This window comes from Aurantimicrobium minutum (assembly GCF_029894165.1).
In the GTDB taxonomy this organism is placed as follows: Bacteria; Actinomycetota; Actinomycetes; order Actinomycetales; family Microbacteriaceae; genus Aurantimicrobium; species Aurantimicrobium minutum_A.
In genome coordinates this window covers 226,043-247,281 of record NZ_JARXXU010000001.1, presented here as the reverse complement: position 1 = coordinate 247,281, position 21,239 = coordinate 226,043, and the positions used below count along the sequence as shown (strand labels likewise).

18 protein-coding genes and 1 pseudogene are annotated in these 21,239 nt (G+C 55.3%); 8 read left to right on the top strand and 11 right to left on the bottom strand.

Translation table 11 applies throughout. The features are described 5' to 3' along the window. The first annotated feature begins 1 nt into the window (after window position 1). From ligA to M2119_RS01225, 3 genes are read left to right on the top strand one after another with little or no spacing between them, the layout of a single operon-like run. A complete protein-coding gene (gene ligA, locus M2119_RS01235; RefSeq protein WP_280803159.1) occupies window positions 2-400 on the top strand; it encodes a protocatechuate 4,5-dioxygenase subunit alpha in 399 nt (132 codons plus the stop codon). Then, window positions 400-1,245: a class III extradiol dioxygenase subunit beta gene (locus M2119_RS01230; protein ID WP_280803158.1), complete on the top strand. Its 846-nt coding sequence runs from the start codon at window positions 400-402 to the stop codon at window positions 1,243-1,245. The genes ligA and M2119_RS01230 overlap by 1 nt, the downstream gene beginning before the upstream one ends. 2 nt (window positions 1,246-1,247) lie before the next feature. Beyond that, window positions 1,248-2,198, top strand: coding sequence for a Gfo/Idh/MocA family oxidoreductase (locus M2119_RS01225; RefSeq protein WP_280803157.1), 951 nt, complete (start codon window positions 1,248-1,250; stop codon window positions 2,196-2,198). Between the two features lie 64 nt (window positions 2,199-2,262). Here the strand turns inward: M2119_RS01225 and M2119_RS01220 are convergent, their stop codons facing one another. After that, window positions 2,263-3,048, bottom strand: coding sequence for a hypothetical protein (locus tag M2119_RS01220; protein ID WP_280803156.1), 786 nt, complete (start codon window positions 3,046-3,048; stop codon window positions 2,263-2,265). A 101-nt stretch (window positions 3,049-3,149) separates the two neighbouring features. On the opposite strand from M2119_RS01220, the gene M2119_RS01215 reads away from it, so the two are divergent. Continuing rightward, window positions 3,150-3,617, top strand: a complete 468-nt coding sequence (locus M2119_RS01215; RefSeq protein WP_280803155.1) for an HtaA domain-containing protein — start codon at window positions 3,150-3,152, stop codon at window positions 3,615-3,617. On the opposite strand, the gene purL is transcribed toward M2119_RS01215, so the two are convergent. Genes purL through M2119_RS01190 form a run of 5 tightly spaced genes read right to left on the bottom strand, consistent with a single transcriptional unit; the run spans window position 3,618 to window position 8,244 of the window. After that, complete coding sequence (gene purL, locus M2119_RS01210; protein ID WP_280803154.1) at window positions 3,618-5,909, bottom strand: phosphoribosylformylglycinamidine synthase subunit PurL; 2,292 nt, start codon at window positions 5,907-5,909, stop codon at window positions 3,618-3,620. A 51-nt stretch (window positions 5,910-5,960) separates the two neighbouring features. Continuing rightward, window positions 5,961-6,452 carry a DUF3817 domain-containing protein gene (locus tag M2119_RS01205; RefSeq protein ID WP_280803153.1) on the bottom strand — a complete coding sequence of 164 codons (492 nt, stop codon included), beginning with the start codon at window positions 6,450-6,452 and terminating at the stop codon, window positions 5,961-5,963. A 5-nt stretch (window positions 6,453-6,457) separates the two neighbouring features. Next, entirely contained in the window at window positions 6,458-7,159 is a 702-nt protein-coding gene (gene purQ / locus M2119_RS01200) for a phosphoribosylformylglycinamidine synthase subunit PurQ (protein WP_280803152.1), read from the bottom strand. After that, complete coding sequence (gene purS, locus M2119_RS01195; RefSeq protein WP_110234659.1) at window positions 7,159-7,407, bottom strand: phosphoribosylformylglycinamidine synthase subunit PurS; 249 nt, start codon at window positions 7,405-7,407, stop codon at window positions 7,159-7,161. The genes purQ and purS overlap by 1 nt, the downstream gene beginning before the upstream one ends. Window positions 7,408-7,464: 57 nt before the next feature. Beyond that, complete coding sequence (locus M2119_RS01190) at window positions 7,465-8,244, bottom strand: TetR/AcrR family transcriptional regulator (protein WP_280803151.1); 780 nt, start codon at window positions 8,242-8,244, stop codon at window positions 7,465-7,467. 125 nt (window positions 8,245-8,369) lie between these two features. Between M2119_RS01190 and M2119_RS08150 the strand changes: the two are divergent. From M2119_RS08150 to M2119_RS01180, 3 genes and pseudogenes are all read left to right on the top strand, one after another. Continuing rightward, window positions 8,370-9,752, top strand: a pseudogene (locus M2119_RS08150) (fibronectin type III domain-containing protein); the annotation flags it as partial. Between the two features lie 18 nt (window positions 9,753-9,770). Next, window positions 9,771-11,933, top strand: coding sequence for a fibronectin type III domain-containing protein (locus M2119_RS01185; protein ID WP_280803150.1), 2,163 nt, complete (start codon window positions 9,771-9,773; stop codon window positions 11,931-11,933). Between the two features lie 165 nt (window positions 11,934-12,098). Next, entirely contained in the window at window positions 12,099-12,635 is a 537-nt protein-coding gene (locus M2119_RS01180) for a 4'-phosphopantetheinyl transferase family protein (protein ID WP_280803149.1), read from the top strand. Here M2119_RS01180 and M2119_RS01175 read toward each other — a convergent pair. Continuing rightward, window positions 12,632-13,924, bottom strand: a complete 1,293-nt coding sequence (locus M2119_RS01175) for a M1 family metallopeptidase (RefSeq protein ID WP_280803148.1) — start codon at window positions 13,922-13,924, stop codon at window positions 12,632-12,634. The two genes, M2119_RS01180 and M2119_RS01175, sit on opposite strands and share 4 nt — an antisense overlap. Window positions 13,925-13,926: 2 nt before the next feature. Further along, window positions 13,927-17,898 (bottom strand): Pls/PosA family non-ribosomal peptide synthetase, encoded by a 3,972-nt coding sequence (locus M2119_RS01170; RefSeq protein WP_280803147.1) that lies wholly within the window; start codon window positions 17,896-17,898, stop codon window positions 13,927-13,929. 137 nt (window positions 17,899-18,035) lie between these two features. On the opposite strand from M2119_RS01170, the gene M2119_RS01165 reads away from it, so the two are divergent. After that, window positions 18,036-18,545 (top strand): hypothetical protein, encoded by a 510-nt coding sequence (locus tag M2119_RS01165; protein ID WP_280803146.1) that lies wholly within the window; start codon window positions 18,036-18,038, stop codon window positions 18,543-18,545. Between the two features lie 45 nt (window positions 18,546-18,590). Here the strand turns inward: M2119_RS01165 and M2119_RS01160 are convergent, their stop codons facing one another. From M2119_RS01160 to M2119_RS01150, 3 genes are read right to left on the bottom strand one after another with little or no spacing between them, the layout of a single operon-like run. Then, complete coding sequence (locus tag M2119_RS01160; RefSeq protein WP_280803145.1) at window positions 18,591-19,484, bottom strand: UTP--glucose-1-phosphate uridylyltransferase; 894 nt, start codon at window positions 19,482-19,484, stop codon at window positions 18,591-18,593. Beyond that, on the bottom strand, window positions 19,481-20,113 hold the full coding sequence (locus M2119_RS01155; RefSeq protein ID WP_280803144.1) for a DedA family protein: 633 nt from the start codon (window positions 20,111-20,113) through the stop codon (window positions 19,481-19,483). Before M2119_RS01155 ends, M2119_RS01160 begins: the two co-directional genes overlap by 4 nt. Then, window positions 20,088-21,236 (bottom strand): glycosyltransferase family 4 protein, encoded by a 1,149-nt coding sequence (locus tag M2119_RS01150; RefSeq protein ID WP_280803143.1) that lies wholly within the window; start codon window positions 21,234-21,236, stop codon window positions 20,088-20,090. The genes M2119_RS01155 and M2119_RS01150 overlap by 26 nt, the downstream gene beginning before the upstream one ends. Window positions 21,237-21,239 lie beyond the last annotated feature (3 nt).

The following is a 21,239-nucleotide window of genomic DNA, read 5'->3' as shown; positions in this document are numbered from 1 at the left end:
CATGAAGCCCAATTTTGAACAATACGATGACATTCCAGGCACCACCATCTTCACCATTGAGAAGGCGCGTGAAGGTTTTCACCTCAACCAGTTCTGCATGAGCCTGCGTTCAGAAGAAAACCGCACGCGATTCCTCGCTGACGGCCCTGCCTACCTGGCCGAGTGGAAGATGACCGACGAGCAAAAGCAGGCCGTCATCGACCGCGATTTCCAGAAGATGTTAGACCTCGGTGGCAACGTCTACTTCCTGTCTAAGATCTTTGCCTCAGAAGGTTTGAGCTATGTCGAGGCTGTCAGCACCATGACAGACATGAACGTGGAGGAATACCAGCAGATGATGATCAACGGTGGACGGAGCGTTGAAGGCTGGCGTTCCAAGAAGGAACGAGGGGAAGCATAATGGCCAAGATTGTTGCTGGTATCGCGACCAGTCACGTTCCCGCAGTGGGGCACGCAGTCGACTCGGGCAAGACACAGGATGCCTACTGGAAGCCCATGTTCGATGGGTACGAATTCTCCAAGAAGTGGGTGAAAGACAACCCCGCCGATGTCGCCATCATTGTCTATAACGACCACGCTTCGTACTTTGGCATGGAAATCATGCCCACCTTTGCCTTGGGAATTGCAGATAGCTACGCCATCTGCGATGAGGGCTATGGCCCTCGCCCCATTCCTGATGTGGAGGGGGCTCCAGAGTTGGCTACACACCTGGCTGCTTCACTCATCATGGACGACTTCGACATGACCGTTTTGAACGTGTTAGAAGTGGACCACGGTCTCACCGTGCCCATGTCCCTCATGTTTGGCACTCCAGACACGTGGCCCACGAAGGTCATTCCTCTGCCCGTGAACGTCGTGATGAACCCTCAGCCTTCGGGCGAGCGTTGCCTATCTCTGGGTAAGGCCATCAAGCGTGCTGTGGAGCAGTTCGATGAAGACCTCACCGTTCAGATTTGGGGAACTGGCGGCATGAGCCACCAGATTCAGGGCGCTCGTGCAGGTCTCATTAACTTGCCGTGGGATATCCAGTTCATGGATGACCTGATCAACCAGCCTGAAGTGCTGCAATACAAGCCCCACCTCGAGTACATGATCGAGGCTGGTTCTGAAGGTGTGGAACTCATTATGTGGCTCATCATGCGTGGCGCCCTGGGTGACAAAGTCAACGAGGTTTACCGGTTCAACCACGTCCCTGCCTCCAACACCTCTGTTGGACACCTCATCTTGACCCCTAAGGAAGACTAAGAATGACTGTCAATCTCGCTGTTGTCGGCCTCGGTGCCTTCGGACAAAAGCATCTCGATGCGCTGGTGAACATTCCAGATGCCACGATCAAATATGTAGGCCACAGTCGCCAGAACATTGCTGATGAAGTGGCCGAGAAATATGGCGCGGTGAAGGGCTTCGACAGTTACACCGAACTGCTGGCTCAGCCTGATCTCGATGGTGTCATCCTGGCTACCCCCACCCAGATGCACCACGATCAAACGATCGAAGCTCTGCGGGCCGGTAAGCACGTCATGGTGGAAATCCCCATGGCAGATAACCTTCAGGGCGTTCAAGAAATCGTGGATGTGCAGAAGGAAACCGGGCTCATCGCGATGGCCGGTCACACCCGTCGCTTTAACCCTTCTCACCAATACGTTCATAACAAAATCACCGCAGGTGAATTCAACATTCAGCAGATGGATGTGCAGACGTATTTCTTCCGACGCACCAACATGAACGCTCTTGGCCAACCGCGTTCCTGGACGGACCACCTGCTCTGGCACCACGCAGCCCACACGGTTGATCTCTTCCAGTACCAAACGGGAGAGAAGGTTGTGAAGGCCAACGCTATTCAGGGCCCCCGGCACCCTGAGCTGGGCATTGCAATGGATATGTCCATTCAGTTGGCTACGGAAACGGGAAAGATTTGCACCCTGTCACTGTCGTTTAACAACGACGGCCCTTTGGGCACCTTCTTCCGTTACATCGGTGACACCAACACCTACATCGCACGCTATGACGACCTCGTCACCGGTAAGGAAGAAGTCATTGACGTGTCTAACGTTGCCGTCTCGATGAACGGTATTGAGCTCCAGGACCGTGAATTCGTTGCTGCCATTAAGGAAGGCCGCGAACCAAACGCCAGCGTTGCGCAGGTCCTCCCCTGCTATATCGTGCTCGATCAGCTCCAGCAGCAGCTTGACTACTAAAAGTAACTTCACTCGTCCAGACAGTAGAAAGCCCCCGCCCATCAGGGCGGGGGCTTTCTCTTCGTTACTTCTTCGCTGGCTTGCTATAGGGAATTTTCTTCCCGTGCATGATGCGCCCGTAATTGAATTGAATCGGTGCCAACATCGTGCTTTCATACCCACTGTCAGTGAGCATTTCGACGACATCTGCCATTTCGATTTGGCTGCGTTTGAAGTTCACGGAGGCATCAGTGATTAACTCTTGTGCGCGAGCTCCCGAAAAAGAGTCAAACCCCTGTTTGATGTCCTCAAATGCCCGCTCCTGCATGCCCATGCTTTCAGCAGCCCAGAGGGTGTCGATCAGCACACTCGTGATGTTCTTGGTGAACATATCGTGCAGGAGTTTGAGTGCTGCTGCGTCACCGGGCACATCGGAGACGACGTCAATTTGAAGATCCAGGGGTGAGAGAAGTTCGCTGAGGCGCTGGGCACCCGCACCGGCCACGCTGAGTGTGAGTTGTTCTGAGGGGGACCCTTGATTTTTCAATGCTGCATCGACGAAAGTTTCGGCAGGGAAGAGACCTGCACGACGTTTCTTGGATGCAGGTGTTGCGGTGGTCAGGTCGACATAGATGCAACCAGTTGCTAACAAAGGCACGATCTGTTCGGCCACGGTGAGTGCGTGATGCTGCGAGGTGAGAGCGAACACAACCTGAGCGTGAGACACAGCGGCAACGTGTTGTGTAGCGATATCTGAAACGTGAGAAATCTCAATAACAGTGAGCTCTACCGTTTCGGATTGTAGATACTGGGCAAGCAGAGGATTCATCTCACCCTGAATCATCAGGGTTACCCGAATTGGTGTTTCCACGCCTGATCTCCTCGCCTTGTTTCTTTCACTAAAGTTACAGGCTCTGAACACACCCCAAGTTAGAAAGTAGGATGATTCTGCTTCGAGCAGATTGGAAAAACATGTCGGACAGCACACAACTCATTTGGGCAATCAAGACGAGCCTGGTGGAGTACATCTCAGCTCTCGAAGATGGCACCATTACTGTGAGCGGCTCTGCCGAACAGACTCCAGCTGGATTTGTCTACTCACTCGATGCTGAACGATCCAACTTCGACACCACGTCGCTGGAAGGAACCATGCAATTTCAAGGTTCCGTAGTTTTCAGTGGGCACTGGGGCATGCTGAACGTAGACATTCGTGATCCTGAAATTCGAATTCAGGGAACACAGGGAATTCTCTCTGTCCTCGTGGGTGGAGTGCTCTCACCAGCGACGTTGATAGATTTTGCTCAGTTGGAGCTCTCAGGAGTCGGAAGTGCACAAGACATCACGACTCGCCTCACAGCGGGTGGCAAGTCAATAATGGGTGAGCAATATTCCGTGGGACAGGAATTGAGCCCCCTCAGAATTGCCGTTGCTCAGAGCTAGTTAGCCGAAGTACTTTGGCAGGGTCTCGTTGCTGCGCTGACGAATCTCGTCGACCGTAACTTCAAACATGCCCTGAATGTCGAGCTTGGCATCTGCGCCACCCTGGTCGGTCACACCGATGCGCAAAACAGGATAGTTGCGTGCTTCGCAGAGTCCCAGAAAGCGGACATCATCTTCGCGAGGAACGGAGACGATTACACGACCGGTGGATTCAGAGAACAGAGCGGTTGCAGCGTCCACGCCATCGCGCTCGATGATTTCATCGAGCCAGACGCGGGCACCCACGCCAAAGCGCATGACCGACTCGGCCAGTGCCTGACCCAGACCGCCATCGCTGAGGTCGTGAGCTGAAAGAACAAGGCTTTCAATGGCAGCGCCGTGCAGGAGGTCAGCCAATTCTTTTTCCTGACCCATGTCAACCATGGGGGGAAGACCACCGAGGTGGTTGTGAATGGTGCCCGCCCAGGCAGAACCATCGAGTTCGGTGCGGGTAATACCGAGCAGGTAGATGTTGTTGCCCTCGTCCTGCCAGGAGGAAGGAATACGACGAGCAACGTCATCAATCACACCGAGCACACCCACAACAGGGGTGGGGTGGATGGGGGCGTCACCGGTCTGGTTGTAGAAGGAGACGTTTCCACCGGTGACGGGGATTTCGAGTTCCAAGCAGCCATCTGCCAGGCCTTCGACCGCACGCTTGAACTGCCACATGACTTCAGGGTTCTCAGGAGAACCGAAGTTGAGGCAGTCGGTCACCGCTGCGGGAACAGCACCGGAGACAGCCACGTTGCGGTAGGCCTCGGCCAGGGCCAAACGAGCACCCTGGTAAGGGTCAAGCTGGCAGTAGCGACCGTTGGCATCGGTGGCGATAGAGAATCCGAGGCCGGATTCTTCATCTACGCGGATCATGCCGGCGTCATCGGGGAAGCTCAGTGCGGTGTTTCCCATCACGAAGTAGTCATACTGCGTGGTGATGAGGGACTTGTCGGCCAGGTTGGGGCTCGCGACGAGCTGCAAGAACTGGTCCTTGAGGTCTGCGCCCGAGGTGGGGCGAGCGAGCTTGTCAGCTGAGTCAGCGTTGAGCGCATCAATCCAGGTGGGGTAAGCGAGGGGGCGCTCATAGACGGGGCCGTCGATAGCGACGGTGCGAGGATCTACGTTCACGATCTCTTCGCCACCGTGGTGAATGATGAGGCGACCGGTGTCGGTTACTTCACCGAGCACACTGGTTTCAACATCCCATTTGTTCACAACAGCCATGAACTGATCGAGCAGCTCAGGCTTGACCACAGCCATCATGCGCTCCTGGCTCTCCGACATGAGGATTTCCTCTGCAGTGAGGGTGGGGTCGCGCAGAAGAACGTGGTCGAGTTCGACAAACATGCCGCCGTCACCATTGGAGGCGAGCTCGCTGGTTGCACAAGAGATACCGGCAGCACCGAGGTCCTGGATACCTTCCACCAGGCCTTCACGGTAAAGCTCCAGGCAGCATTCGATGAGCACCTTCTCCGCGAAGGGGTCACCGACCTGCACAGCAGGACGCTTGGTGGGGCCCGTGGAATCGAAGGAGTCAGAGGCCAGGATCGACGCTCCACCGATACCATCGCCACCGGTGCGGGCACCGAACAGAACGATCTTGTTACCCACACCCGAAGCATTCGCCAAGTGCAGGTCTTCGTGGCGAAGCACACCCACGGAAAGGGCGTTCACCAGAGGGTTGCCCTGGTAGCAGGAGTCGAAGTAGGTCTCGCCACCGATGTTGGGAAGACCGAGGCAGTTACCGTAAAAGCTAATACCGCCGACAACACCGTGCAGCACACGAGGAGTGTCGGGGTGGTCGATGGCACCAAAGCGCAGCTGGTCCATCACGGCGACGGGGCGTGCACCCATCGAGATGATGTCGCGGACGATACCGCCCACACCGGTCGCAGCACCCTGGAAAGGTTCGATGTAGCTGGGGTGGTTGTGGCTTTCCACCTTGAAGGTGACCGCCCAGCCCTCGCCGACGTCGACAACACCGGCGTTCTCGCCCATGCCGACCATGAGCTTTTCCTTCATCTTCTCGCTGACCTTCTGGCCAAACTGGCGAAGGTAAATCTTGGAGGACTTGTAGGAGCAGTGCTCACTCCACATGACCGAATACATCGCCAATTCACCGGAGGTGGGGCGGCGGCCGAGGATCTTGCGAATCTCAGCGTATTCGTCATCCTTCAGACCCAGGGCGCCATAGGGCTGAACCTTGTCTGGAGTAGCTAGAGCGTTCTCTACGGTGTCGGCGACGTGGGTGCTCACGCGTCGGTCCCTTCTGTGTGGGTAAAGCTGAAAGTGGAGGAGCTCATCTGTTTAGCGACCTCCGGGAGGGCCAAGCAGGAGCAGCGCGCTGAAAACCAGCACGATTGCGATCACGATGACAAGAATGAGAAGCACAGGGTGCTTGAGGAACCAGCGGAAGAGACGGTCCAGCCAGGTGTGATCGCGAGGGTCGTCGGTGGCCTCGAAACGCCAGTGGCCTTCCAGGGCTCCACGCTTAGCCTGAATGAGTTCAAACGGAATCGTGGCGTAGGGGAGGATGGCGGTCACAACAGCCAGCAATCCCATCCAGAAACCCCAGCGTTGGTTGAACGCGATCAGGATCGAGGCAGCACCGTAGGTAATAAACACGAAACCGTGGAGGCCGCCGATGAGGGTGAAAATGTCTTGGTCGACGCCGATTGTGTTGCGAAGAATCAGGCCGGTAATCAGCAATGTCCAGGTGCAGGCCTCGGCGATAGCCAAGACAAAATACAGCTTGCGGGGAGTGAACCCCACCTGCTTCGAAGCGCTAGACGTCTCCACGATGTCTAGGCCTTGGCGAGCAAAGTGCTCTGAATAACCGAGGTGAAGAACTTGAGTCCATCCAGACCCGAGCGCATCGCCTGAGCAGTGTCGGGACCAAAACCAGGCTCGACGGCGTGCTCGGGGTGAGGCATGAGGCCCACGACGTTGCCGGCTTCGTTGGACACACCTGCGATGTCATCGAGCGAACCATTGGGGTTCATCCCGACATAACGGAAAGTGACCTGGCCGTTGTCCTCGATGCGCTTGATGGTGTCAGCATCTGCAACGAAGCGGCCATCAGCGTTTTTCAAGGGAATGATGATCTCTTCACCCTGCGTGAAATCCTTGGTCCATGCCGTGGTGTTGTTCTCCACGATGAGCTTCTGGTCGCGACGAACAAAGGTGCCACAGTCATTGCGACCGTGGGCACCTGGAACGAGACGAGCTTCGGCCAGCATCTGGAAGCCGTTGCAAATACCGAGAACGGGCATGCCCTTGTGGGCGGCATCAATGACTTCCGCCATGATGGGCGCGTGGCTAGCAATCGAGCCGGCACGGAGGTAGTCGCCGTAGCTGAACCCTCCGGGAAGAATGATGGCTTCTACGCCTTCGAGGTCGTGGGCACCGTGCCAGAGCGCCACAGGCGTTCCGCCTGCCAGGCGCACAGCACGCTGCGCGTCACGCTCATCGAGCGAGCCGGGAAAGGTGATGACTCCGACGCGCATTACTTGGCCTCGGAGATGCTGACGACATCTTCGATGACCGAGTTCGAGAGGATGTCCTCTGCGATGGTCTTGGCGGCTGCGAGAGTTTCAGCGGTGACGGGACCGTCAACGGTGAGCTCGAAGCGCTTGCCGATGCGAACACCGGAGAACTGGTTATGTCCTAGGCGGGTAAGAGCACCAGCGACTGCCTTGCCCTGTGGGTCAAGAATTTCAGCCTTGGGCATTACCTCGACGACGATGGTGGGCATGGGTACGACTCCAGCGATTTCGCGAGCGGGGGGAATACCTCAATCCTACCGCGCGATTTACTTCTGCTTGAGTGAATCCATAATCCTGGTCACGTGGGTTTTGGTCAGTATCTTGTCAATCGACTTCTGACGAGCCGCCTCGGTGGCGCTGCGTCCTCCCCGAAGGATGGCTAGACCGTTTGCAGACATCATCACGCTGACGGCTTGTGCAGTCTTTGCAGGATTCCTTAGTAGCGATACAGAAGAAACCTTGCCAAGCGCAGGTTCTTTGTCACTGACTTGGCCCTTGTTCATGTCACTAATCAACATCATCACCCGTGCCAAGTTGAGCTCTGCCAAGTCGACTATCTCTTGGCCATATTTATCGGCAACCAGACCTGATACTTCTAGTGATGCTGTGGGGAAGTTAATTACGGCACCCCAGCCTCCAATTTCGGCAGCTTTATCCGCAAGTGCCTCAATCCACGTTCTCATGCGTATCTCGGGGGTCCGCGTGGCGCTGGTTACCTTGGCCCACACATCTTGCACATACCCGGTGTAGACGTAATACATAGTCTCTGCAAGGAGTTCATCCCTACTGCCAAAGTGAAAGTTAACCAGGCTATAGGCCACGCCCAAAGCTTGAGTCATCTCCCCTGCATTGAACGTTGAGGGTCCTACCCTGCTGACGTCGTCAGCAGTGACGTAAATCATTTTCTGCCGGGTTGAGGGTTCTGGGTCCTCCCCAAACTGTAACCAAAAGGCTGAATCAAGGACTCGTTCTCTTGGCGCCTGGGCAGCGATGGCGGGGTGAAGCTTCGCGGTATTCCGCGAGGACTTTTTCACGAGATCTGCCATGTGATGAGGCTATCAAGATTTGGAGAAATCAAGCTCAAATCATTTCAGCCCAGTGCTGAAATCATTTCAGGTAGACTACTGAAGTTATTTCAGCGCAAAAATGCCGGGTGGAGGCGGGTAATCAGATGATGCTGTTCCGTGCACTCCAAAAGAACACCAATCGAGTAACAGTTCTGGCCACACGCAAGGTACTGACTGTTTTTGCAGCTTTAGCTGTTGGGGTGAGTCCCCTGATGGGGATGGCAGACACAGCTCGTGCTGTGGCTAATTGCACAACTGTCTTTGCAGGCGGTACCGGGTTATCCACTGATCCCTGGAAGGTTGCTAGCGCAAGTCAGCTATCGGCTCTGAGAGATTGCGGAACTGAAAATACATATTTTCTTCAAACACAGGACATCTCTCTAGCCACTATGAACCCGTGGATCCCCATTGCATCCTTCGCAGGAAACTACGACGGTGATCACTTTCAAATTTCTGGATTGACGATTAATTTGCCAACGGTTCAATATGTTGGCTTTTTTTCGAAACTTACATCGAGTGCTCGAATCGCATCGATGAACCTGCAGGTCAATGTCAACGGGAATTACTACGCTGCAGGGCTAGCTGGAGAAAACCAGGGGGTTATCTCAACTTCTTATGTCAGCGGGAGCATCTCGAGTACTGAGCAATATACAGCGGGACTTGTGGGCTACAACTCCGGGCGCATTGAAAGCAGCGGTGCGTGGGCAACGATCAGGTCTGCAGCAATGGCCGGAGGGTTAGTGGGCCTCAACCAAGGAATAATTCGAAATTCTTATTCGCAAGGGACAATCGATGCTGGAGATGGGGGTGGTCTTGTAGGTGGGCAAGACGGAAATTATCGTGCTGGCTATCCCGATGCAATAGTTGGAAATTCTTACTCAAATGTCACAGTCAAGTCCAGTGTTGGGGGATACGGCGGCGGTGTCCTCTTCAGAAGGATGTCGAAAACAACACTCGAAGGAAATCTATTTTTTGAACCACATTTTGGTTCAGGAATTGCCTCAAGATTTATGGGCTGGGACTGGGTGAGCCCATTTGTCGTCCCACCGGAAGTGTTTTCTAAGACAACTGCCGAGATGAAAAGCTATTCAACTTTCGGCCCAAACGGCGGAAATTGGACAATTGTTGATGGGTGGGCTGAATACAACGGAACAACCCAAATTTGGGGAATTTGCTCCGGTTTCAATAACGGGTATCCCTACTTATTGTGGCAAAATCCAACTGGCACAGGATGTCCTAAACCGGGACCACCAACAAATGCGACCGCGTCCGTGGGCGGAACGAGCGTAACTCTGAATTGGACTGCGCCTTCATTCTCAGGATCCAGCACTATCACGGGTTACACCGTTACATCGAGTGTGGGCGGAAAAACATGTGCTGCGATAGCCACAGCCAGGACCTGCACCGTTTCTGGGCTTACAACAGGTCAGTCCTACACATTTACTGTTACTGCTAATAACTCATCTGGAGTTAGTGGGGTAAGTAATGCTGTGACTGTTACACCGATGGTGGTACCTGTAGAAGTTTTAGATGGTACCCCAAATGCAGAAGTTGGTGATGCCAGCTCGAGGGTCACGTGGACAAACAGGGTGAGCGCCAATGTCACTGGTTACCTTGTCACATCTAGTCCCGGAGGTGCTACGTGTATTGCACCAACCTCTTCGGTATCGAACCCGTCCTGCATCGTAAATGGTTTGACCAATGGAACTTCATACACGTTTACCGTTAAGACCACTAACGCTGCCGGTGCTGCGTTGGCGGCTAGCGCAGCTTCAAACGCTGTCACGCCACTGGGGCTTCCGAGTAATCCGGGACTCCCCACGGTATCTACGCAGGCAACGCAAGCTACCCTCACATGGACTGCACCTTTGAATAATGGTGGCGATGTGATCACTGAATACACAGCCACTTCCACCCCTGGATCATTTTCATGTGTGGTCTCTGGACTGACGTGCACGATTTCAGGACTCACCAACGGAACGGCTTACACTTTCACGGTTAAGGCCAAAAACTCTCTTGCATACGGCGCAGAAAGTCTTCCATCATCCCCCGCCATCCCGCGAACAATTCCTGGTGCACCGACGTCTGTTTCGGGGTCGAGTAGTAACGCGGGCGCGACAGTCACGTGGACCGCCCCAGTAGATAACGGGGGCGATGACGTGAGTGAATATCAGGTCCGTGCTTACGACAGCGCGGGAGTGAGTCGAAGTGTCTGCACGCTAATAATTCCTTCTCCATCGTTGGCTTGTGACGTTACCGGCCTCACAAATGGTTACCCATACAGGTTCGGTGTTTATGCCTATAACTCAGAAGGCTATGGACCACGAAGTGTCTTGTCGAGTTCCACCATCCCTCTGACCAAACCGGGCCCTCCAACGTCAATTCAGGCAGGTGCAGGCGATCAATCTGCAGTGGTCACCTGGATGGCACCTGTAGATAATGGTGGTGCATCGCTGTCCACTTATCTCGTCACCTCAAATCCCGGCGGCCACACTTGCAGTACTTCCTGGCCGCAGACACTCTGTTTCGTAGGCGGATTGACAAACGGCCAGGCATACACATTTACAGTGACTGCCCGCTCAACCGCCTTTGCGACGGTTGGAGAAAGTGATGCAAGCACCGCGTCCTTGCTCTCAACCCCTCACACCACACCTGATGCACCCTCGCTCACCTCAGTGACTCCCGGAAACGATTTTCTTTCTGTGATCTTCAATGCTCCATCTTCGGATGGAGGTAATCCAATAAGTAGTTATGAATACTCTGTTGATGCGGGCGCCCACTGGATTGCTTTCAGTTCAACATCAACCGGGAGCCCGCAACACATTTCAGGTCTAATAGCAGGGGTGAACTATGGCGTGATCATTCGTGCTGTGAATGATGCCGGTGCTGGACCAGCTTCTACAGCTTTGGCTGCGACATACGTGACTTCACCAGACCCACCCACCGACCTGACCGGCGTTGCAGGAAATCAGGGTGTTGCTCTTGCATGGACTGCACCATCTGCGACAGGTGGGCGCGCGCTTGTTTCCTACACAGCCACGGCAACACCTGGTGGAGCGAGCTGCACGGTCTTGGCGCCCGTCACTTCCTGTGACATCACGGGCTTAACCAACGGGGTGAACTACACGTTCAGAGTGAATGCAGTGAACAACATCGGTACGAGCTCATCGAGTCTGACTTCCACTGCGCTGAAGCCAGTATCTCCCAGCCAAACAGAAACGACATTCGAAATTGTGATTGATGTTGTCGTTGGAGACCCCGTCACAGGTGGGCTTGCGGAATTCTCGAGCTCAGGCCTGGAACCCAGTTCCCCTTGGTCCTTAGTCGTCCACTCCACTCCACAATTGCTCTCGTCAGGCACTGCAGGTGCTGCGGGAACAATTCTTGGCAATACCGTCATTCCCTACGGCCTTGAGGCGGGTTGGCATGCGCTCACACTCTCAGGCATTGACTATCGGGGACTGAAGGCTTCTAGCACGACTTGGTTTGAAATTAACGCTAGGGGAGAGCTCATAGGTTCTTCCGGCGTAGATCCCTCCGCTTTGCCAGGACAGGTTTCTATGCAATTAGCTAAGACGGGTATAAACACAAGTTGGTACATTTCATGTGCATTGCTCATGTTGTTCGTCGGCACGTGGATGATCCGGCGAGTGAATCCCAGAACTTGAAACTTTGATGCGTGGAGTGTTGAGCTGGGAGTAGCGTTGAACAATGGTGAACGTGTTCTGTCCCTTTGCAAAGCTGCTGCTGTGAGCGAGACCTTTCACTCATATTCGTTAATGTGGGGAACACCGAGTCTCACGGATTTACAACATCAGTCACTCTTGCCTTATTTGTCCCAAACTGAGGAAAGCCGTTCACTCTCACTCCCACCCGCTCTCGCCAAGAGATATCTAGCGGGGAGATTTTATGCACGCAAGCTCGCTTCTGAAATTCTCCAGCAGGACTGGCAGAACATCACTCCCGCTGCTCAGTGTGCTGTGTGTGGCGGCGACCATGGCGCCATCAGTATTCGCGGGAGTGATCTGAATGTGTCGGTGGCATATAGCGGTGACCATGCGGTTGCCTTTGCTGCACACGGACGAAAAGTCGGCATCGATATCGAGAGCGGACATCCATCAGAAGAACGTCAAGTGGGGATTCTTCACAGCACCACGTCAATTACTCTGCAGGGCTGGTGTGACTACGAAGCCGTGGTGAAGGCAGATGGACGGGGTATTCTGATCGACTTCTCCGATGTAGAGATTTCTGAACGCGACGGCGAGAAATATGGCCAGGTGCGGGGCTCGGCAGAAATCTACGCTTTCATCCCGCTCGAGGCACCGGCAGGCGTCGTCGTTTCTGCTGTCATCGAGACGTTGCCCGGTTAAGGCAGAGCTGGAAGCTGGGGCGTAAAAAGCCAGTTGTCGAAGAGCGCCGCCAGCGATGTTGTGCTGTGTTCTTGGCTCAATCTAATGAAATCTTCCGTGGTTGCCAAGGCATGGGCATACTGCGAAACCCATTCACGCAGGATGGTGAAAAACGCCTCGTCACCCACCGTCTTTCGCAGCGCGTGCAATGTGAGAGCACCACGCTTATAGACCCGGTCATCAAACATGAGATCGGGGCCTGGATCGCCCACAATGATGTCTTGATCGAGTTGACGGAGCAGGACATGGTGGGATTCCACCATGCCTTGGGTGGTGATGCCTCCGGCAGCTTCAGACCACAGCCACTCGGCGTAGCAGGCGAATCCTTCATTGAGCCAGATGTCACTCCACTGGGCGATGCCCACACTGTTGCCAAACCACTGGTGGGCAAGCTCGTGGGCAACGAGACGTTCCTCAGGGTTGGTGCCGTCGAGGTGATTGGCTCCAAAAATGGCCATTCCTTGAGCTTCTAGCGGGATTTCGAGCTCGTCAGCGGTCGCAACCAGGGTGTAGCTCTCGAATGGATATGGCCCAAAAATCTGAGAGAAGTAGACCATCATGTCATCGAGCTTGGAGAGGTCAGAGTGAACCTGGTGCGCCCGGTCGGGAGGGAAAACGGTGTTGACGTTCACGCCACCCACATCTTGATTGTGTTGACGGTAGCGGCCAATTTGGACGGAGGCTAGATAGCTCGGAGTAGGAGCCATTTGGCGGAAATTCCAGGTGGTCAGACCCGATTTCTCGGTCGTGCTCATTAATTCACCCGTGGCGGCAACCGTGTAGTTCTTTTCGGTTGTCACAGAAATGTCGAACGTTGACTTATACCGGGGGTGGTCATTACAGGGGAACCAGGTAGGAGCACCCGTGGGTTGACCGGCAACGACGACACCGTCGGTGAGTTCCTCCCACCCGACAGCACCCCAGCGGGAGCTCCGGGGACGAGGGTATCCCGCGTAGTGAATCTCACACTGGAACTTGCTGCCCGCAGACATTTCCTCGGGGAGCTTGAGGGTGAGCTTGGTGGAGGATTGCTTGACATTTTTAACAGCCCGACCGGCGATTAATACTTTGCCTGCCCGCACTCCACACAGATCCAGGGAAATCTGTCGCACCGCAGCCAGCAACGTCACGTCAAGAATGGCGACGGCAGTGAGGTGACTGGTGGACATTCTGTAGCGCAGGCGAAGGTCGTAGTGCTCAACCGTATAGTCGGCACTCCCTGAGTCGGGGGTGTATCGATCGAGGCTCATACTCACACAGTCTTAATGGCGCCCGTGTGAGAGAAATACTTTCTCACCGTGACCTCACGCCAAGGACCAATCGGGTTACCACTCCAGCGGCTTCCTTCGGGGACGAGCTCTCCACGCATCACGAGGGAAGCGGGACCGACGGTGCTGTGCGCACCAATCTGCGCAGCAGGAAGGAGAACACTGTGGGGCCCCAGTGTTCCGCCCGTTTCTACAACCACGCGGTCCATGCTCATCACTCTGTCATGAAAAAGGTGGGTTTGCAGGACCGTGCCTCGGTTGACGGTGGCACCATCCCCCAAAGTGACGAGGTCAGCCTCGGGCAACCAATACGTTTCACACCAGACGCCGCCCCCGATAGAAGCACCGAGACTACGCAGCCACCAGACGAGACCCAGCGTGCCATTCATGTAATTGGCAAACCATGGTGCGGCAACCATCTCAACGAAGGTGTCGGCCACTTCATTACGCCAGATAAATGAAGACCAGAGTGGTTTTTCTTGGGGGGTAATGCGCCCAACCAAGATCCATTTGGCAGCGGTCGTGATTCCAGCGGCCACGATTCCTGCAGCCCACAGACTCGGACCGCTGAGCAGAAGTGCGATCCAGAAGCCCCAGAAGTGGGTAACCAGGAGAAGGGTTGAGGCAACGGCAAAACCAATCAAAGCCGTGACGAGGACGGGAATGAAACGTGTCAGCTCCCATATTGAACGGGCCAGTCGCAGGCCTGTGGAAGGGAGGTAGGTGCGCTCACGGTCACCTTCTGCAATGAGGCGACGCAAACGCATGGGAGGTGACCCCAGCCAGGACGAACCTTCCTTAGCTTTACGTGGTGCGCTGGAGAGAACAGCGACGAGAGCATCCTTGGGAACTTTTCGGCCTGCGGGCGCAAGGCCGGAGTTCCCAATGAATGCTCGCTTCCCAATCTCGACTGGACCGATATACATCCAGCCGTTGCCCAGGCTATAGGGGGCAATCATGGTGTCATCTGCGAGGAACACATCGTCGGAGATCGTGGACATCTTGGGAAGCATGAGAACGGTTGACGCTTCGACGTTCTTACCCACCTTGGCTCCCAACAGGCGCAACCAGATGGGGGTGAACAAACTTGAGTACAGCGGGAACAAGAACGTGCGGGCAAGATCAAGAATGCGCTCGATGCTCCACGCTTGCCACCCTGCCCAGCTGTGCACAGGGAAGACGCCCTCGCGCATCGTGACGCTGAGCAGTCTCACAGAAGCAAGAACCAACAGTGCAAAAATAAAGCCACTCAAGAGGGTCGCCGGAATGAACAGCTTTCCGATGATGCCCAGTGCCTCAGCCGCACTCTGCACGTTATGCAGAGAAGACGCGATGACGGAAGCCCCGCCCAACAGTGCGATGAGGGGAAAGAGCGAAAACAGTCCTGAAGACAGAGCAAAGAGTGCACCCCACGCCCGACTTTGTCGGGCCGGCTCTTCCGGCCACCACGCTTTGACCTTGCCCTCACGTTTGGCAGGAGATCCACTCCACAGCTGGCCTGCGGCCACTTTTCCAAAAACGCTGGAACCCGGAGCGATTTCCGCAAACTTGGCAATGCGTGTTCCCGGCGCCAAAGTGCTGCGGGCACCAATAGTGGAGTGAGCGCCAATACGAATTTCTCCGATACGGACGACGTCACCGTCAATCCAATACCCCGTGAGATCCACCTCAGGCTCGATGGACGCTCCTTCGCCGACGAAAAGCATCCCGGTAACCGGAGGCAGCGTGTGCATGGTGACACCCTTGCCAATGCGGGCACCGAGTGCCCGTGCATACGCTGTCACCCAGGGAGCGCCGGCTAAGGTCACTGCGCCGATATGTGCGGCTGCTTGTTCGGCAAACCAAAGTCGAAGGTGGGTTGATCCTCCGCGGCGGTAGTTTCCTGGCCCAACGCCGGAGAGCACCAGCCGTGAGATGAGAACACTCAGGAACATCCGTCCCCACGGGGATCCAAAAATTAGGACACCAGGAATCAGAATTGACCACGAGATGGCGGGAAGAAAGTGAACAATTCCCAGACTGTTGACCACGGTCGAGGCGGTGAGGGCATAGAACAACCACCTCAAACCAGCAAGACCATAAAGCGGTATCGAGAGTAACGCCTGAATGAGCTGGGGGGACCGGGGAACTTTCTCTGACTTGTGAAAGTTGTGGGGCTCGGCAGTCAAGTCATCAGTGTTGTGTGCAATGAAATCCGCCATGGAACCCAAACGCGGGTGGGCATAAATATCGGCCACCGTCATGTTGGAATCGATGGAACGAAGTCGGCCCACAAGCTGGGCGGCAGCGAGCGAGCCACCCCCGATGTCGAAGAAGTGCGTGTTGAGGTCGGTGACGGGGACACCCAATACCTGGGCCCATTCGCTGGCTACGCGGCGTTCAATGTCGCTCAGGCCAAGATCCTCGAGTTCTGGAGTTTCCAACGGCCACGGCAACGCTGCTTTGTCCACCTTGCCCGAGGTTCGAACCGGAAGTTCAGCCAGGGGAACCAGTAGCGGAACCAGCGGCGCCGGCAGTGACTTTCGCAAGGCCGCTACTGCATCTTCGGTCGAAAAGGCAGTTGTATCAACCACAGAGAGGTATCCAACCAGGACCTTGTTGCCTGCTGCTGTCTGTTGCACAACCACTGCCGACGCCGTGACATTGGGTAGAGCACTGAGAGCACTTTCGATTTCACCGAGTTCAATACGGCGCCCACCAATTTTTACCTGGTCATCGACGCGCCCCACAAAAATTAGACCCTCAGGCTCATACCGAATCATGTCGCCACTGCGGTATGCCCGCTCCCACCCCAGCGTCGGGAAAGGGGCGTAAACCTGGGCATCCTTTTCTTCATCGAGATAGCGGGCGAGTCCCACACCGCCGATGATGAGTTCACCCGTTTCGCCGGGGGCAACGCGGTTACCCAACACATCTACAACGGCGAGATCCCAGCCGGCGAGGGGGAGCCCAATGCGCATGGGGCCCACACCTGTGGCTAGAGCTCCACAGGCAACAACAGTTGCTTCGGTAGGGCCATAGGTGTTCCACACTTCACGCCCTGGTACCGCGAGCTTTTCAGCGAGTTCTACAGGGAACGCTTCGCCGCCAAAAATGAGGAGGCGGATGTTTTCCAGTGCATCCTCTGGCCACATTGCGGCCAACGTGGGCACTGTCGACACCACCGTGATGCCATTGGCCATCAGCCAAGGACCCAGGTCTGACCCACTGCGGACGAGGGAACGTGGAGCAGGAACGAGGCACGCTCCGTGTCCCCAGGCCAGCCACATTTCTTCGCAGGAGGCATCAAATGCCACCGAGAGTCCAGCGAGGACTCGATCTTGAGGTCCGAGGGGATCCGATTGCAGGAACATCTCCGACTCCGCGTCGACGAACGCTGCAGCCGAACGATGACTCACGGCAACTCCCTTGGGTTTCCCCGTAGAGCCTGAGGTGAAGATCACCCACGCGTCATCGGCTGGTTGTGGAGTGTGATGAAGTTCGAGGTCGCTACCGAGCAGTTCAAAGTCAAGCGTTCCGCCGTATTCGAACGTCCCGGTTTTTTCGTCACGACTGGAGAAGATTCCCTCACCTGAGATGGTTCCTCGAACCTGGGCTTCGGTGAATACAAGCTCTGCACGTTCGTCCGGGTCGTCCGCATCGACCGGAACATACGCAGCACCGGCGGCCAAGATTCCCAGAATGGAGATGTACAGTTCCGTCGTTCCGGAACTCAAACGAACACCCACGCGATCCCCGCGACGAACCCCACACGCCTCGAGCTGGAAGGCGATAGCCGCGCTGTGATCAGCCAGCTCGCGGTAACTGAGGCGCACGTCGCCATTGTCCAACGCTGATTCATCGGGGTATTTCTCCACCATGCTGGTGAAAATATCTATCAGTGTTCGCGCTGGAGTTGCTTCATCCAGGCGTGAAAGTTCTGCCTGGAGTGAGGTGTGTTCAGGCACGATAGACATGCCCGTCATTATGGTCTGTGGCAGTGAACGCTAAGTGAACAAGTTCGCGACACGGGCCAATTCTGGCCATTTGTTAACCTTCGAGTCCTACGTTTTTCACGCACGCACAGAGAAACGCACACCATTAAGGAATTCTCATGGCCAAGGAAAATAAAGAAAAAGAGCTCAAGAAGAAGCTCTCCAAGAAGCTCACTGAAGCTCGCGATCTAGCGAAGAAGCTTGAGACCAAAGCAAAGAAGTCTGTAAAGAAGGCTGCTAACGAAGCCGAGGCTTTGGCAAAGAAAGACGTAAAAAAGGCAAACAAGGTTGCCACGAAGGTCGTCACCAAGGCCACCGCACAGGTGGAGAAGGCGAAGAAGGCCGCGGCTAAGCCTGCCTCTAAGGCAGCACCTAAGGCAGCACCTAAGGCAGCACCTAAGGCAGCACCTAAGGCAGCACCTAAGGCAGCACCAGCGAAGCCCACTTCAAAAGCACCTGCTAAGCCTGCAGTCAAGCGTCCAGCAGCTCCTCGCCAGCAGACAGCTACGCCATCAGCTGGCTGGACTGTGGCAGCACTTGTCGCTTATGCCCGCACCAAGGGCATCGCGGGTTACAGCGGTCTCAACAAGGCTCAGCTTCTGGCCAAGATCAAGGCATCTGGTAAGTAACTCAGCATTCTGAGTATCGGCGTCAGCTTCAGCTGGCGCCGATATTTAGATAAGTCGCGTGATGTACTTTTTGAGCCATTTGTTGAAGTCAGTGCCGAGATCTTCTCGCTCCCCGGCCAGCTGAACGATGGCCTTGAGGTAGGACAGCTTGTCTCCGGTGTCGAAACGTCGGTGCTGGTGCACAAGGCCGATGACGGGGCCGGTGATCGTGGGCGTCCGGGCCATGATGTCGAGAGCATCTGAGAGTTGAATTTCTCCGCCAAATCCTGGCTGAACCGTGCGCAACACGTCAAAGACTCCAGGCTGCAATACGTAACGACCTATTGCAACGAGCCGGGAGGGGGCATCGACGGCGTGGGGCTTTTCAACAAAGCCTTCAATGGTGAAGATGTGAGGATCTGCGGTCTCGGAGACGGCGGCAACGCCATAGCGAGAAACGTGTGCCTGTGGAACTTCCATCAGTGCGATGACCGTGGCATTGGTGTGTTGCGCCAGAGCAATCATGTCCGCCAGGAGTTCGTCACCGTGCTCGATGATGTCGTCACCGAGCAAGAGAGCAAAAGGTTCGCCTGCGACAAAAGTCTCTGCTTTGAGCACAGCATGCCCAAGACCCAGGGGGTCGCCTTGGCGAACGTAGTGCAGGTCGATGGCTTCACTGAGGGGAGAAATCTGTGCCAATTTGTCGGTGTCTCCGCGGGCAGTGAGCAACGTTTCCAATTCAACATTTCGGTCGAAGTGATTCTCGAGTGCCTGCTTGTTCCGTCCGGTAATGAGCAGAATGTGCCCTAACCCACTATTGACAGCCTCTTCCACCACGTATTGGATCGCGGGCTTATCAATGACAGGAAGCATTTCTTTGGGCATGGCTTTCGTCGCGGGGAGAAAGCGCGTGCCCATTCCTGCGGCAGGGATAACAGCTTTTGTGATGGGGGATGTCATGACTTATTTCTCTTCTTTATTTTGTTTCGAATGATCTCGATGGGAAGGGGGAGTGACGACAACACAATAAAACTAATCACGACGAGTTCGATGTGTTCCTGCACCCAAACAAGGGAGCCCAGGAAGTAGCCGGCAGTCATGAGAGAACCCACCCACAGAATTCCACCCGCCACGTTATAGACAAGATATTCTCGCCAGCCAAAGCTGGACATTCCGACGGTCAGTGGAACGAGTGCACGCAGCACGGGTATGAAGCGGGCCAAGATGATGGCACGGGGACCGTAATGCCGATAGAACTCAGAAGATTTCTCCACTACTTTCTTGTTGAAAAACCAGGTGTCATGACGATTAAACACTTTCGGGCCGAACTGATGGCCCACCCAATAACCAACTTCGGAACCCAGAACTGCAGCCACAAAGATGAGCAGAATTGCGGGCACGAGCGGAAAGGAGGTCAGGGTGGTGGCGAGCACGAGGCCTACCAGAAAAAGCAAAGAGTCCCCGGGCAGGAAGGAACCCAGAATCGTTGCTGTTTCAGCGAAGATCAGAAGGGCAACGCCCACCACCGCGAGGGCGCCCAGAGCATCAATGATGCTGTGAGCATCAAACCAATTCAGGGCTTGATTCAAATGCGGATCCCTTGAAAGCAGCAGCTGCGCGATAGGTCTTCAACAAGCTTTCGTTGTTGGCCTTCCACGACTTGTTCAGGACGGAACGTCGGCCAGCTTCACCCATGCGGGCCGCCAGGCGAGGTGTTGCCAGAATATCCACCACTGCCTCGGTGAAACCGTGAGTGACTTCAGGGTCAATCAGGCGGCCATTTTCGTGGTCGGTGATGAGGAATCGAGGGCCGCCCACAGCGGGGGCAACCACGGGAACAGCGGAAGCTTGGGCTTCTTGGATTGTCTGGCCAAAGGTTTCTTCGGTGCCGTAGTGAACAAAAGCATCGAGAGAGGCATACGCACGAGCTAGTTCAGCTCCGCGGAGTGCACCCGTGAAGGTGACGGGTTTGCCGGCAAACAGCGCCTCTAGTTTTTTCCGTTCCGGGCCATCTCCCACAATCACGAGGGCCGTGTCCGGGATGGAGCACAGCTCTAGCATGCGGTGGACCTGCTTTTCGGGGGCGAGGCGACCGACGAAGCCCACAAGGTTTTTCTTGCCGAGGAGGTGTGTGTTTTTGAATTCTTGGGTTGCCTGTTCGGATTTATTGCGGGGGTGGAACAGTTCCAGATCAACACCTCGGCCCCACACTCCGACACGTTCCACACCGAGCTTGAGGAGATATGCAGCTGACTCAGGTGTCGGAGCAAGATTCATCGTTGCGGGCCCGTGGATAGCGGCAACGAATCTGTCCACAACAGGTTTGGCGAATCTCATGCCGTAGCGCTGGAGATAGCCGGCAATATCTGTCTGATAGATAGCCACGGTGGGGATACCGAGTTTGTTGGCAATGGCAATTGCTTGGCCACCTAAGAAGAACGGTGATGCCACGTGCACCACGTCAGGTTGGAATTCTTCCAAGGTTGCTTCTAACGCAAGCGGGGGTAAACCAATCTGGAACTGCATAAGGGGAACAGCAAGTGTTCGGATGACCTTGAACCCCAGGTGTCGCTTCTGTGGAGCGGTGGGGGCAATGATGATGACCTCGTGGCCAGCTTCTTTCAATGTGTCCACAACTCGCAATACTGAGTTGGTCACGCCGTTGAGTGAGGGGAGAAATGATTCGGTGACGATGGCGATTCTCATGCTCATGAC